At 68.2% G+C, this 13,477-nt stretch carries 13 protein-coding genes; 12 read left to right on the top strand and 1 reads right to left on the bottom strand.

Annotated features, from left to right (window positions below):
- Window positions 1-4: 4 nt before the first annotated feature.
- The 8 genes from KW835_RS07345 to KW835_RS07310 all read left to right on the top strand — a co-directional run bounded on the left by KW835_RS07345 (window position 5) and on the right by KW835_RS07310 (window position 6,888).
- Window positions 5-817 (top strand): ATP-binding cassette domain-containing protein, encoded by an 813-nt coding sequence (locus KW835_RS07345; protein WP_218381701.1) that lies wholly within the window; start codon window positions 5-7, stop codon window positions 815-817.
- Between the two features lie 91 nt (window positions 818-908).
- Entirely contained in the window at window positions 909-1,124 is a 216-nt protein-coding gene (locus tag KW835_RS07340; protein ID WP_218381700.1) for a molybdopterin-binding protein, read from the top strand.
- A 246-nt stretch (window positions 1,125-1,370) separates the two neighbouring features.
- Window positions 1,371-2,024, top strand: a complete 654-nt coding sequence (locus tag KW835_RS07335; protein ID WP_218381699.1) for a TetR/AcrR family transcriptional regulator — start codon at window positions 1,371-1,373, stop codon at window positions 2,022-2,024.
- A gap of 106 nt (window positions 2,025-2,130) precedes the next feature.
- Window positions 2,131-3,132 (top strand): NADP-dependent oxidoreductase, encoded by a 1,002-nt coding sequence (locus tag KW835_RS07330; RefSeq protein WP_218381698.1) that lies wholly within the window; start codon window positions 2,131-2,133, stop codon window positions 3,130-3,132.
- Window positions 3,133-3,219: 87 nt separating this feature from the next.
- Window positions 3,220-3,927, top strand: a complete 708-nt coding sequence (locus tag KW835_RS07325; RefSeq protein WP_218381697.1) for an SDR family oxidoreductase — start codon at window positions 3,220-3,222, stop codon at window positions 3,925-3,927.
- Window positions 3,928-4,278: 351 nt separating this feature from the next.
- The gene (locus tag KW835_RS07320) at window positions 4,279-4,494 is read left to right on the top strand and encodes a molybdopterin-binding protein (protein ID WP_056168199.1); all 216 of its coding nucleotides are present in this window, start codon (window positions 4,279-4,281) and stop codon (window positions 4,492-4,494) included.
- Window positions 4,495-4,507: 13 nt separating this feature from the next.
- A complete protein-coding gene (locus KW835_RS07315; RefSeq protein WP_218381696.1) occupies window positions 4,508-5,548 on the top strand; it encodes a Bug family tripartite tricarboxylate transporter substrate binding protein in 1,041 nt (346 codons plus the stop codon).
- Window positions 5,506-6,888 carry a sulfatase gene (locus KW835_RS07310; protein ID WP_218381695.1) on the top strand — a complete coding sequence of 461 codons (1,383 nt, stop codon included), beginning with the start codon at window positions 5,506-5,508 and terminating at the stop codon, window positions 6,886-6,888. Before KW835_RS07315 ends, KW835_RS07310 begins: the two co-directional genes overlap by 43 nt.
- Window positions 6,889-7,002: 114 nt before the next feature.
- Here the strand turns inward: KW835_RS07310 and KW835_RS07305 are convergent, their stop codons facing one another.
- Window positions 7,003-7,410, bottom strand: a complete 408-nt coding sequence (locus KW835_RS07305; protein WP_218381694.1) for a Fur family transcriptional regulator — start codon at window positions 7,408-7,410, stop codon at window positions 7,003-7,005.
- Between the two features lie 244 nt (window positions 7,411-7,654).
- On the opposite strand from KW835_RS07305, the gene KW835_RS07300 reads away from it, so the two are divergent.
- From KW835_RS07300 to KW835_RS07285, 4 genes are read left to right on the top strand one after another with little or no spacing between them, the layout of a single operon-like run.
- Window positions 7,655-8,365 (top strand): ABC transporter ATP-binding protein, encoded by a 711-nt coding sequence (locus tag KW835_RS07300; protein WP_218381693.1) that lies wholly within the window; start codon window positions 7,655-7,657, stop codon window positions 8,363-8,365.
- A complete protein-coding gene (locus KW835_RS07295; protein WP_218381692.1) occupies window positions 8,362-9,759 on the top strand; it encodes a DUF3526 domain-containing protein in 1,398 nt (465 codons plus the stop codon). Before KW835_RS07300 ends, KW835_RS07295 begins: the two co-directional genes overlap by 4 nt.
- 10 nt (window positions 9,760-9,769) lie before the next feature.
- Window positions 9,770-11,230 carry an ABC transporter permease subunit gene (locus KW835_RS07290; RefSeq protein ID WP_218381691.1) on the top strand — a complete coding sequence of 487 codons (1,461 nt, stop codon included), beginning with the start codon at window positions 9,770-9,772 and terminating at the stop codon, window positions 11,228-11,230.
- A gap of 44 nt (window positions 11,231-11,274) precedes the next feature.
- Complete coding sequence (locus KW835_RS07285; protein ID WP_218381690.1) at window positions 11,275-13,458, top strand: TonB-dependent siderophore receptor; 2,184 nt, start codon at window positions 11,275-11,277, stop codon at window positions 13,456-13,458.
- Window positions 13,459-13,477: the final 19 nt, after the last annotated feature.

The following is a 13,477-nucleotide window of genomic DNA, read 5'->3' as shown; positions in this document are numbered from 1 at the left end:
CACCATGACCCAGACGACCAACACCCCCGCCGCGCAAGGCGTGCGCCTGGAAGTGCGCGGCGTGGACAAGCGCTATGGCCCGCGCGACGTGCTCAAGAAGACCGAACTCGTGATCGAGCCTGGCCAGTTCGTGGCCATCGTGGGCCGCAGCGGCTGCGGCAAGAGCACGCTGCTGCGCCTGGTGGCGGGGCTCGAATCCGTCTCGGGCGGCGCGATCCGCCTCGATGGCAAGGACGTGGCCGGGCTGAGCGACGACACCCGCATCATGTTCCAGGACTCCCGCCTCTTGCCCTGGAAGCGCGTGGCCGACAACGTGGCCCTGGGCCTGCCGCCCACGCGGCGCGGCGCCGCCGCCGATGTGCTGGCCCGCGTGGGCCTGGGGGACCGCTTGACCGAGTGGCCCGCGCGCCTGTCCGGCGGCCAGCGCCAGCGCGTGGCCCTGGCCCGTGCGCTGGTGCACAACCCGCGCCTGCTGTTGCTCGACGAACCTTTGGGCGCGCTGGATGCGCTGACCCGCATCGAGATGCACCGCCTCATCGAAGGCCTGTGGCGCAGCAGCGGCTTCACCGCACTGCTGGTGACCCACGATGTGCAGGAGGCCGTGGCCCTCGCCGACCGCGTGATCCTGATCGAGGACGGCCAGATCGCGCTGGACCAGCGCATCGACCTGCCGCGTCCCCGGTCGCACGGTGACGCCGCCTTTGCGGCGATCGAAAAACGCATCCTGGACCGCGTGCTGCAAAAGCCCGAGGGCGAGCCCGCGCACGAAGCGCCGTGGCCCGGCGTGCCTGCGCATGGTCTGCGCTGGGCGGTGTAGCCGTTTCTGGCGCCTGCTTGCCTGTCGCTGCTTTCTTTTCTGTCTTCTGTCATTCCTTTCTTTCCCCCACGGCCCCATCCAGGAGAACCCCATGTCCATCCAAGCCATCAACGTCCGCAACCAGTTCAAGGGCAAAGTGCGCGAGATCATTCGCGGCGACGTCGTCTCCGAAGTCGATGTCGAAACCCCCTGGGGCATCGTCACGTCGGTCATCACCACGCGCTCGGTGGACGAGCTGGCTCTGGTCGTCGGCTCCGAAGTGGTCGCGCTGGTCAAATCGACCGAGGTGTCCATCGCCAAGTTGTAAGGTATTTCAAGAAAAATATGCCGCAACCGCTTGCTGGATGAGCGCTGTATGCTACTAAAAGAGTAGCGCCTGCACGCGGACCCCGCAGCGTTGCCCCGCCGGCGCGCACTCCCCAGGCCCTCTCACAGGGCCTGAGTCTTTTGGGGCACGCACCGGTGCATGGGCCTGGCCGGACTGCTGAATTGGACCGTCTGGCGCCCTTGGCCTGGCCAAGCCTCGGGGTTGCGGGATTGACGAAAATTTCGTATGATATGCGTCATGCGAAATTCAACACCCAATGCCAGGTCCGCCGCCAAGGAGGCCACGCACGAACGCATCGTGTCGGTGGCCGCGCGGGCCATCCGCCGCCAGGGCTACCACGGCACGGGTGTGGCGGACATCATGAAAGAGGCGGGCCTCACGCACGGCGCCTTCTACGCACATTTCGAGTCCCGCGAGGCCATGCTGGCCGAGGCAGCCGCCAAGGCCTGCGCCGAATCCACGGCGCTGGCTGCCGGTGCTGCAGGCGGAGCGTCGCCCCACGCGCTGGCCACCTTGCTCTCGGCCTACCTGTCGCGCCAGCATGTCGAGAGCGTCGAGAGGGGCTGCCCGCTGGCCGCCCTGGGCTCGGAGACCCCACGCCAGGCGCCGGAGGTGCGCCGCGTGGCCACCCGGCACATCAAGGAAATGGTCGACCTCATCGCGCGCCAGTCGCCGCAGTGGGGGCAGCCCGCAGCTCATGAACAGGCGCTGGTCACCATGGCCACCATGGTGGGCGCCCTGGTGCTGGCCCGCGCGGTGGACGAGCCCGCGCTGTCCGACAGCCTGCTCGAGGCCGCGCTCAAGCACCTGACGCAGCTGACGAATTCGACGCACGCTGCAGACGCGGCGCCTGCCACGCCGCCCGGCGCGCCCGGCTGACTGTCCCAGCGGTGCGCTTTTTTTTGCCTTTACATATGACGATCATCATGTGAAATTGCTTGCGATCTGCACTGCCTTGCGTTGCGCCCTTCACCCAGGAAGCCCCATGAAAGCCTTTGTCCTCGACCGCTACGCCAAGCAGGGCCCACTGCGGCACGCCGATGTCCCCGCGCCGGACCTGCGCGACGACGAGGTGCTGGTGGCGGTGCATGCCGCCGGCGTGAACCTGCTCGACGCCAAGATCCGCAGCGGCGAGTTCAAGCTCATCCTGCCGTACGCCATGCCGCTGGTGCTAGGGCACGACGTGGCGGGCGTGGTGGTGCGGGTGGGGCCGCGCGTGCAGCAGTTCCAGCCGGGCGACGAGGTCTACGCCCGGGCAGACGATTTCCGCATCGGCAGCTTTGCAGAACTGATCGCCGTCAAGGCATCGTCGCTGGCACTCAAGCCCCGGGGCCTGACGATGGAAGAGGCCGCATCGATCCCGCTGGTGGGGCTCACGGCCTGGCAGGCGCTGGTGGAAAAGGCGCAGTTGCGAAAAGACCAGAAGGTCTTCATCCAGGCCGGGTCGGGCGGCGTGGGCACCTTTGCCATCCAGCTGGCCAAGCACCTGGGCGCCACCGTCGCCACCACGGCCAGCGCAGGCAATGCGGCGCTGGTCCACAGCCTGGGCGCCGATGTCGTCATCGACTACAAGACGCAGGACTTCGAAGAGGTGCTGCGCGACTACGACGTCGTGCTGCACAGCCAGGACGGCAAGGCGCTGGCGAAGTCGCTGCGCGTGCTCAAGCCGGGAGGCCAGGTGATTTCCATATCCGGCCCGCCCGACCCGGCATTCGGCCAGACGCTCAGAGCGCCCGGTTTGGTGCGGCTGGTGATGCGCCTGCTGAGCGCCGGCACCCGGCGCCGCGCCAAGGCGCTGGGCGTGGGCTATTCGTTCCTCTTCATGCGGGCGCACGGCGCGCAGCTGCAGGAGATCACGCGCCTTGTCGAAGCGGGCGCCATCCGCCCGGTGGTCGACAAAGTCTTTCCGTTCAGCGCCACCAACGACGCCCTGGCGTATGTGGAATCGGGCCGTGCCAAGGGCAAGGTCGTCATCCAGGTGGTGTGAGCAGCAGGCCGCTGCACATCCTTTTTCTCACGCCGTCAGTCCCCACCCAACCTCCCATCCGTTCCACCTGTCCCTCTGGAGATTTCCATGAAGATCGAAAACGCTGTCGTCCTCATCACCGGTGCCAACCGCGGCATCGGCCTGGCATTTGCCCGCGAGCTGCTCGCCCGCGGCGCACGCAAGGTCTACGCCGGTGCGCGCGACCCCGCCACCGTTACGCCCCAGCCGGGGGTGCAGGCCCTGCGCCTGGATGTCAACAACCCGGCCGACGTGGCCGCTGCAGCGGCTGAGGCGCACGATGTGACGCTGGTCATCAACAACGCCGGCATCGCCCAGCCTGGGGGCTTCATGGCCGCCGACAGCGAAGAGGTGGCCCGCCGCATCTTCGACACCAACTTCTTTGCCGTGCTGCGCGTGAGCAAGGCCTTTGCGCCCATCCTCGCGGCCAATGGCGGTGGGGCTCTGCTCAATGTGCTGTCGGTGGCGTCGTGGGTCAACGGCGGCGAGCTGGCGGCGTATTCGGCCAGCAAGTCGGCCGCATGGTCGCTGACCAACGCACTGCGCCACGAACTGGCGGCGCAAAAGACGCAGGTGCTGGGCCTGCACATGGCCTATGTCGATACCGACCTGACGCGCGGCTTCGACGTCCCCAAGTCGAGCCCCGAGCAGATCGTGCAGCGCGCGCTGGACGGCCTGGCGGCAGGCGCGGACGAAGTGCTGGCCGATGAGCTCACGCAGCACGTCAAGCTGTCGATGACGGCCACGCGGCCGAGCTACCTGCCGCAGCCCGCCTGAGACATCGGCGACTTCCCCGGCTGAACCGGCCGCTTCCATTCGCCCCGCCAGATCGAAAGGTCTGGCGGGGCGGCTGCGTTGTGCAGCGGCCATCGGGTGGTGCGGCCCGAGCAACGGTGCACCCCCAGGGCACGTGCTTATGCCGTGGCGGCTGCAACTCATGCCCCACACATCTAAGTCAAAGCTTATGAGTAATGACCATTTATTCGTATAAGAAACTTAATTTACATTGCTTCTGGTTGTTTAGTTTGTGGGTGCGCGGCAGGTGGCCCGGTGCGACAGATCGTTGTCGACACGTGCCAACCGCCCCAGCACCCGCCCATTTTTTCCCCATCTTCCAGGAGCCTTTCCATGTCCATCCAAGCCATCAACGTCCGCAACCAGTTCAAGGGCAAAGTGCGCGAGATCATTCGCGGCGACGTCGTCTCCGAAGTCGATGTCGAAACCCCCTGGGGCATCGTCACGTCGGTCATCACCACCCGCTCGGTCGACGACCTGGCCCTGGTCGTGGGCTCCGATGTGGTGGCCCTGGTGAAGTCCACCGAAGTCTCCATCGCCAAGCTCTGACCCGGAAGCAGCCATGACCGAGACACGGACTTCGCCATCGTCGACTGCGTTTTCGCGCCAGCGGCGCACGCTGCTGGGCCGCGCTGCGGCCAGCGTGTGCGCGCTGGCCTGCGGCGTGGCCACTGCCCCGGCGGCCTGGGCCCAGGCAACGGCCGTGCCCGAGTCATCGCGCATCCTGGTCGGCTTCGGCGCGGGTGGCGGCATCGACCTGCTGGCCCGCGTGCTGGCCGAGCGCATTCCCGCGCACCTGGGCGGCAAGCACAACATCATCGTGGACAACCGGCCCGGCGCCGGCGGCCAGATCGCCGCGCAGGCGCTGCTGTCGGCGCCTGCAGATGGCAGCACTTTTCTGATCGCCCCGCTGATCACGCCGGTGCTGTCGCAGATCGTCTACAAGAAGCCGGGCTACGACCCGGCCAAGGATTTCACGCCAGTGGGGCTGCTCGCGCACTTCCAGTTCGCGCTGGCCGTGCCGGCCAACCACCCAGCGCGCAACGTGGCCGAGTTCGTGGCCTGGCTCAAGGCCCACCCCGACCGCGCCAACTTCGGCAGCCCGGCGGCGGGCAGCCTGCCGCATTTCTTCGGACTGCTGCTGGGCGGCGCGGCGCAGATCGACATCGTGCACATCGCCTACAAGGGCGGCGGGCCCATGCTGTCGGACCTGGCGGGCGGGCAGATCAGCTCGGCCATCCAGACCACCACTGAGCTGCTGCCGCTGCACAAGCAGGGCAAGATCCGCATCCTGGGCACCTTCTCGGAGAAGCGCACACGCGAACTGCCCGATGTGCCCACCTTCGCCGAGTCCGGCTACCCCAAGGCCGTGGGCAGCGGCTGGTACAGCCTGTGGGCGCGCAGCGGCACGCCGGCAGCCACCGTCACCGCTTTCAACCGTGCGCTCAACAAGGCGCTGGCAGATCCGGTGGTCAAGGCACGGCTCGACGAGATCGCACTCGACCCGGACCCGCGCACGCCGCAAGCCCTGGAGCAACTGCGCGTGGCCGAGATCGCCAAATGGCGGCCGGTGATCGAGTCGTCCGGGTTCTGGGCGGATTGACCGTGGCCCAGGCTCCCAACATCGTTTTCATCCTGGCCGACGACCTGGGCTGGGCGGACCTGGGCGTCTACGGCGCCACGGACTTCGCCACGCCGCACCTGGACCGCCTGGCCGGGCAGGGCGTGCGCTTCACGCAGGCCTACGCCAATTCGGCCGTGTGTTCGGCCACGCGCATCGCGCTCATCACCGGCCGCTACCAGTACCGGCTGCGCGCGGGGCTCGAAGAGCCCATCGCCTTGCGCGACACCGGCCTGGGCCTGCCGCCGGAGCACCCCACGCTGCCGTCGCTGCTCAAAGCCGCGGGCTACGACACGGCACTCATCGGCAAGTGGCACCTGGGCCTGCCGCCGCAGTACGGGCCGCTGCAAAGTGGCTACGACCGCTTCTTCGGCAACCTGCACGGTGCCATCGACTACTTCACCCACAAGCCGGGCGTGGGCGACGACGTGGCGCGCGACCTGTGGGAGAACGAGATGCCCGTGGAGCGCGCCGGCTACTACACCCAGGTGCTGGCCGACGAGGCCACGGCGTACATCAACGCCCGCGCAGTGCAGGGTGCCGACGAGCGCAAGCCGTTCTTCCTGTCGCTGCACTTCACCGCGCCGCACTGGCCCTGGGAGGGGCCGGGCGACGAGGCCGTGGCGCACCAGATCAAGAGCCTGTTCCACTACGACGGCGGCAGCCTACGCAAATACGGCGAGATCGTCGAGGCGCTCGATGCCGCCGTGGGCCAGGTGCTTGCGGCACTCCATGATGTGGGCGCGGGCGACAACACCATCGTCGTCTTCACCAGCGACAACGGCGGCGAGCGCTTCTCCAAGACCTGGCCCTTCACCGGCCAGAAGACCGAGCTGCTCGAAGGCGGCCTGCGCGTGCCCACGCTCTTGCGCTGGCCTGCGCGCATCGCGCCGCAGGTGCAGCACCAGGTCACCGCATCGATGGACTGGCTGCCCACGCTGCTGGCGGCCGCTGGCGTGTCGCCGCATGCCGATTACCCGAGCGATGGCGAGAACATCCTGCCGGTATTGGAGGGTTCAGCGCCCGCGCACCCGCGCACGCTGTACTGGCGCTACAAGGCGCAGGCCCAGCGCGCGGTGCGCGAAGGCAACTGGAAGTACCTCAAGGTCAACGACAACGAGTTCCTGTTCGACGTGGCTGCGGATGAGCGCGAACGCGCCAACCTGCGCGACCTCGAGCCCGAGGTCTTCGCGCGCCTGAAGACGCAGTGGGCCGCGTGGGACGCGCAGTTCCTGCCCATCGCCGACGACGTCTACACCCATGGTGTGACGCCCGACATCCAGGCCGACCACTACGTGCCGCACCGGCTCACGCGAGGGTAGCCACAGGTCGCCGCGCAACCTCACGGGCTGCGGCGGTGCCAGAAGATAAGGCGAGCCACGGCTCGCCCTTTTGCGTCCTGATCGGCAACCCGATACGCGCCTGCCGCCTGCCGTCTACTGCCTACCGCTTGGGGCACGCGCCCGCGCGGGCACGGGCGCGCAGTCCGCGCACCGTCCGTACAGCGTCAGCTCGTGCCGCTCCACAGTGAACCCCTTGGGCGCCAGGTTGTGCAGATCGCCGGGGCACTCGTGCACGTCGAACACCCGCAAACACACGGTGCATTGAAAGTGATGGTGGTGGTCGTGCGCGGAGGACTCGTACCGAGGACTCTCGCCCGGCAGGTTGACCACCTGCACCGACCCATCTTCCACCAGCGCCTTGATGTTGCGATAGACGGTCGCCAGCCCCAGGCCCTGCACGCTCTCTCGCGCACTGTCCAGCACCTCCTGCGGCGTCAGGGGGCGGTGCGCGTCCGCGATGGCGGCATGGATGGCTGTGCGTTGCTTGGTGGATCGTTCCATCGGAAAGGATGAGTGGCGTGCGGCGGTAGTGCGCGAATTATCGGTGAACGCATTCCCCGCAGCCCGTCGTGAGAGGCGGGTGCTTCCATCGGTGCGCAACTGCATTCACGTCTTTTTGATATCGATAATGCATTATCATTAAAAACTCATCTGGAGCTGACAGAACGTTGTCCGTCGCTTGCCGGCGCAACGGTGTGCCCCAGCAAACCCGCCTGTTTCCCGTGTCCGACTGGAGGATCTCCCCGTGCTCGAAGCCATCGGCCTGACCAAACGCTACGGCGATTACACCGCCTTGCACCCGCTCGACCTGCACATCCGGCCGGGCGAGATCTATTGCCTGCTGGGCGCCAACGGCGCGGGCAAGACGACCACCGTCAACCTGTTCCTCAATTTCATCGACCCCGACGGAGGGCAGGCGCTGATCCACGGTGTAGACGTGACGCGCGAGCCTGTGGCCACCAAGCAGTACCTGGCCTTCATCCCCGAGCAGGTGAACCTGTACGGCACGCTGACCGGGCTGGAGAACCTGCGCTACTTCGCGGCGCTGGCTCTCGGCGAGCCGCCGCCGCGCACGCGCTTGCTGGAGCTGATGGCTCAGGTGGGGCTCGATGCTGGCGCGGCCGACAAGCGGGTGGCCGCGTATTCCAAAGGCATGCGCCAGAAGATCTGGATCGCCGTCGCACTGGCCAAGGACGCCAAGGCGCTGCTGCTGGACGAGCCCACCTCGGGGCTCGATCCGCATGCCGCGGCCGAGTTCACCACGCTGCTGCAGCGCGCCAGTGACGCGGGCGTGGCCATCCTGGCCACCACGCACGACCTGTTCCACGCCAAGCAGACGGCCACGCGCATCGGCATCATGAAGCGGGGGCGCCTGGTCGAGAGCCTGGACAGCCAGCAGATCAGCGACACCGACCTGCAGGCCCTGTACCTGCGGCACATGCGGGGGGGGCAATGATCTGGCTGATTGCCTTCAAGGACCTGCGCGAGCGGCTGCGCGACGGGCGGCTGTACTGGGCCGGCGGCATCGTCATGCTGCTGCTGTTCACCGCGCTGGCGGTGGGCTGGGGCCACCAGAAGGAGGCACGCGCTGAGCAGGCCGCGGCCCAGAACTCCGACTACCAGGACTGGCTCAAGCAGGGCGCACGCCACCCGCACGATGCAGCGCACCAGGGCATGCACGCCTTCAAGCCCGACGCGGCGCTGGCGCTGCTGGACCCTGGCATCAACCCCTACATCGGCAGCACCGTGTGGCTGCAGGCGCACCGGCAAAGCGAGGTGAAGTTCCGCCCCGCGCAGGACGCCACCGGCCTGCAGCGCTTCGGCGACCTCTCGGTGGGCTGGATCCTGCAGGTGCTGGGCCCCCTGCTGGTGGTGGTGCTGGGCTTCAACGCGTTCGCGGGCGAGCGCGAGCAGGGCATCCTGCGCCAGACGCTGAGCCTGGGTGTGCCGCCGCTGCGCCTGCTGTGGGGCAAGGCGGCCGCTTTGGGCCTGGGCCTGGCGGGCCTGCTGCTGCCGGCCGCGTTGATCGCGGCGGCGGTGGTGGCCTTGTCGGCCGCCAGTGGCGAGCGCGGCGACGCCTTGCTGCGCTTTGCGGGCCTGGCGCTGGGCTATGCGCTGTACCTGGCGATCTTCGTGTTCATCACGCTCGGGGTGTCGGCCGCATCGCGCACCTCGCGCGTGGCCATCACCGTGCTGCTGGCGCTGTGGATCGCCAACACCGTGGTGGCGCCGCGCGTGATGTCCGAGCTGTCGCGCGCCGTGTTCCCCAGCCCGACGCGGCTCGAGTTCAACCAGGCGCTGGATGCCGACCGCAAGGCGACTTCCGACAAGGTCTGGATGCAGGCCTTTGGCACCACCGAGCGCTGGAGCCGCGATGTACCGCTGAACAAATGGGGCATTGCGCTCAAGCTCGACGATCAGTCCAGCTACGCCGTGTACGACCGCCACTTCGGCCGGCTGTGGGACACCTGGGAGAACCAGCAGGCGGTCCAGGAAGTCGGTGGCCTGCTGATGCCGCTGCTGGCCATCCGCACCTTCTCCACCGCCATGGCGGGCACCGACTTTGTGCACCACCGTGACTTCACCACAGCTGCGGAGCGGCACCGCCGCGTCATCCAGGACATCGTGAGCCAGGACCTGGTGGAGCACGCCGACCCACTGGGCCACCAGCACTTCGCCTACCAGGCCAGCCCGTCGCTGTGGGCGCGCGTGCCGGCTTTTGAATACCACGCGCCCTCCGTGGGCTGGGCGCTGGTCCGCAGCGGTGCGAGCCTGGCGGTGCTGTGCGTCAGCCTGCTGCTTGCCGTCGCATTCGCCTGGGCTGCCGTGGCGCGCCAGCGGGCGCTGTAAGGAAAACCCCGTGCAAGCATTTCAGTTCCAACGATTTCGCATGGTCGCCCGGCAGGAGCTGCGCCTGCTGCTCAAGGAGCGCAGCCTCTGGTGGGTGGGCGGCCTGTTCCTGCTGCTCATCGGCTATGCGCTCTTCAACGGCGTGCTGCAGACCACGCAGCGCGACAGCGCGCAGGCGGCCCTGGTGGCGGCCGATGCGCAGGCGCGCGCTGGCCAACTGGCGCAGCTCCAGCGCATCATGGCGGGCACCGAAACCCCCACGCCGTTCGGCAACCCGGCCAACCCCGCCAACATGGCCGGCGGGCTGGGCGCGCACTACGCCGTCATGCCCAGCGCCGCGCTGGCGCCGGTGGCCCTGGGGCAGACCGACCTGTTCCCGTCGCAGTTCAAGGTCACGCACCAGAGCAAGGTCAACTTCCTGCACAACAACGACATCGAGAACCCCTGGCACCTGCTCAGTGGGCACTTCGACCTGGCGTTCGTGGTGGTGTACCTGCTGCCGCTGCTGATCTTCGCGCTGAGCTACAACCTGCTGTCCGGCGAGAAGGAAGACGGCACCCTGCGCCTGCTGCTCTCGCAGCCGCTGGCCTTGCCGACGCTGATTGCCGGCAAGATCGCGGTGCGCGCCGCGGTGCTGCTGGGCGCCGCCGTGCTGGTGCCGCTGGCCGTGCTGCTGGTGGCCCGCCCGCATGCGCTGGCCATGCCCGGCGCCACGCTGTGGTGGGCGCTGGTGGTGGGGGCGTATGCGCTCTTCTGGTTCACCGCGGTGGTGGCGGTCAACGCCTTCGGCCGGTCTTCGGCCACCAATGCGATGGTGCTCATCATCGGCTGGGTGGTACTGGTGCTGGTGGTGCCGGTGCTGCTGAACATCGCGGTCACGCACATCAGCCCAGCGCCGTCGCGCGCAGAGCTGGCCACCCGCACCCGCGTGGTCACCGCGCAGGCCATGTCGCAGAACGCCGCACTGCTGGCCACCGACTACGAGCATGTGGACAAGCCCGACGTGCTGGTGCCCAAGGACGGCCGCCTGGCCATGAGCGGGCGGGCCATGGCCAACTACCGCATCCAGCGCCAGGTGGACGACACGCTGCAGCCCGAGCTGGACCGCTTCGATGCGCAGCAGGCGCAGCAACAGGCACTGGTGGCGCGCTGGAGCGCCGTGTCGCCTGCGGCCGTGGCGTACGAGGGCATCACCGCGCTGGCGGGCACGGGGCACAGCCGCAACGCCTGGTTCATGGCGCAGATCACGGCCTACCACCAGGCGTGGAAGGACTTCTTCTTTCCCCGCATCGACGGCGGTCTGGCCATTACCGAGGCGGACTTCGCGCACATCCCCGCCTTTGCATGGCGCGACGAAGCGCCCGGCACCGTGCAGGCCCAGGCCGCGCGGGCCGTGCTGCAGCTGCTGCTGCCCACGCTTGTTCTGCTGGGCGTAGCGCTCTGGCGGCTGCGCCGCTACCGCGTCGTCTAGCGCATCCATCCAACACCGAACAACAAACCCGAGAGGACCATTCCATGACCCCCTTCACCCGCACCACCGTGGCGCTGGCGGTGGCTGCTGCCACGCACGCCAGTTGGGCACAGACGCCAGAGCCCGACCGCGAGTTGCCCGCGGTCAGCATCGTGGGCGGGCAGGACCGCGACAGCCTGCAGCTGGACCAGCGGAGCACCAGCGCATCGCGCCTGGGCCTCACGCTGCGCGAAACCCCCGCGTCGGTGGAGATCCTTTCGCAGGACGTGATCCAGGAGCGCGGCGCACGCACTTTGAGCGAGGCGCTGCGCGGTGCGGCCGGCATGGCGGGCGGGGGCACGCCTGCGGCACCCACCACGCTGTCGATGCGCGGTTTCACCAATGTGCTGTACCTGTACGACGGCATGCGCATGTCCGGCGCGGGCGTGACCAACCGGGTGCAGGACACCTGGAATTACGAGCGCATCGAGGTGCTCAAGGGCCCGGCGTCAGTGCTGCAGGGTGACAGCGCCATCGGCGGCATCGTCAACTTCCAGACCAAGCGGCCCGACCGCGGCAACACCGGGCGCGAGGCCCTGCTGTCCTACGGCAGCTACGGCTCCACCCGGGCGGCGGTGGGCCTGGGCGGCGCCGTGGGCGAGACGGGCGCCTACCGCATCGACTACAGCCGCAACGACACCCGCGTGGGCACCATCGACCGCAACAGCGAAAGGCTCGAGCACCTGACCACCGGCGTGTCGTTCGAGCTGGCGCGCGCCACCCGGCTGGATGTGTCGTTCGACTATTCGCGCGACGAAGGCCACGCCTACTGGGGCACGCCGCTCATCCCCCGCAATCTGTCCACCGAGCCCACCAGCGTGGTCAGCACGCCCGACGGCCGCGTGGTGGACCGCCGCATCGCGCGCAACAACTACAACATCCTGGACGACAAGAACCAGTCCGAGGCCTACTGGCTGCGCGCCCGCATCACCCACCGCCTGACACCCGAGTGGATGCTGCGCAACGAGCTCACGGCCAACCAGGTCGACCGCCTGTGGCGCAATTCCGAGAGCGCGGTGTTCACCGCCCCCGCGTCCATCACGCGCGACCAGACCACCATCGCGCACGACCAGCGCTACCTGTCCAACCGGCTGGATGCCGCGCACGCAGGGCGTCTGGCGGGCCTGGAGAACAGGTTCGTGGTGGGCGGCGAGATCAGCAAGACCGACTTCGACAACACGCGGCGCTTTTCCAACGGCTCGGCGGCCACTGCTACCAGCCTGCGCGTGCCGTTGTTCGACCCGGCCGTGGGCACCTACAACGACGACCCGGCGCTGATGGCGGGCGGTGGCAACCGCACCAACTTCACCTCGGACGTGCGCAGCACCTCGGTGTTTGCCGAAGACTCGCTCAAGCTCACCCCGGCCTGGACGCTGGTGGGCGGCCTGCGCCACGACCGCGTGGATGTGGACCGCAGCGTGGCCGACCTCAACCTGGGCACGTTCAGCGCCTTTGGCACGCAGTATTCGTCCAACTCCGCGCGGCTGGGCACGGTGTTCGACCTCAGCGCGTCATCGTCCGTCTACGCGCAGTACACCAACGCCACCATTCCGGTGGGCTCGCTCTTCCTGCTGTCGGCGGGCAATGCGGCGTTTCCACAGTCGAAGGGCCAGCAGTGGGAGGTGGGCTTCAAGCAGAGCCTCGCTGGTGTGGAATGGACGGCGGCCGCCTATCACATCGCGCTCGACAACGTGCTCTCGCGCGACCCGAACAACGCCAACGTCACCATTAATAACGGCCGGCAGTCGTCGCGCGGGGTCGAGTTGGCCGCTGCCTGGCGCGCGACGAAGCAGCTCACGCTGTCGGGCAACGTGGCGGCGCTGGATGCGCGCTTCGACACGCTGACCGAGGCGGGCGGCGTATCGCGCGTGGGCAACACGCCGCCCAACGTGCCCGAGCGCATCGTGAACCTGTTCGCCAACTACCGGTTCAAGGATCTGCCGCTCGATCTGTTCCTGTCCATCAACCACACCGGCAAGATGTACACCGACAACGCCAACCAGATCCGCATCAACGGCCACACCACGGCCGACATGGCTGCCAGCTGGCGCATCCAGCCGGTGCTGCTGACCTTCCGTGTGCGCAACCTCACCGACAAGCTCTACGCCAGCTTCGCAGGCCGGGCCACCAGCCAGGTGCTGATCGCGCCGCAGCGCACCTTCGAGCTGTCGGCCCGGTATGACTTCTGACGCGAGGGCTGCACCGTGC

Origin of the sequence: Acidovorax sp. sic0104 (genome assembly GCF_019219095.1) — a bacterium.
In the GTDB taxonomy this organism is placed as follows: domain Bacteria; phylum Pseudomonadota; class Gammaproteobacteria; order Burkholderiales; family Burkholderiaceae_C; genus Acidovorax.
The sequence above is the reverse complement of the archived record's forward strand: the minus strand, read 5'-3'. Positions and strand labels throughout refer to the sequence as shown.

Coding starts and splice junctions, on each gene's coding strand:
- KW835_RS07335 (WP_218381699.1), top strand. CDS start 1,371: ATGATATGCGTCATGCGAAATTCAACACCCAATGCCAGGTCCGCCGCC.
- KW835_RS07340 (WP_218381700.1), top strand. CDS start 909: ATGTCCATCCAAGCCATCAACGTCCGCAACCAGTTCAAGGGCAAAGTG.
- KW835_RS07310 (WP_218381695.1), top strand. CDS start 5,506: ATGGCGGCCGGTGATCGAGTCGTCCGGGTTCTGGGCGGATTGACCGTG.
- KW835_RS07330 (WP_218381698.1), top strand. CDS start 2,131: ATGAAAGCCTTTGTCCTCGACCGCTACGCCAAGCAGGGCCCACTGCGG.
- KW835_RS07315 (WP_218381696.1), top strand. CDS start 4,508: ATGACCGAGACACGGACTTCGCCATCGTCGACTGCGTTTTCGCGCCAG.
- KW835_RS07325 (WP_218381697.1), top strand. CDS start 3,220: ATGAAGATCGAAAACGCTGTCGTCCTCATCACCGGTGCCAACCGCGGC.
- KW835_RS07295 (WP_218381692.1), top strand. CDS start 8,362: ATGATCTGGCTGATTGCCTTCAAGGACCTGCGCGAGCGGCTGCGCGAC.
- KW835_RS07285 (WP_218381690.1), top strand. CDS start 11,275: ATGACCCCCTTCACCCGCACCACCGTGGCGCTGGCGGTGGCTGCTGCC.
- KW835_RS07305 (WP_218381694.1), bottom strand. CDS start 7,410: ATGGAACGATCCACCAAGCAACGCACAGCCATCCATGCCGCCATCGCG.
- KW835_RS07320 (WP_056168199.1), top strand. CDS start 4,279: ATGTCCATCCAAGCCATCAACGTCCGCAACCAGTTCAAGGGCAAAGTG.
- KW835_RS07345 (WP_218381701.1), top strand. CDS start 5: ATGACCCAGACGACCAACACCCCCGCCGCGCAAGGCGTGCGCCTGGAA.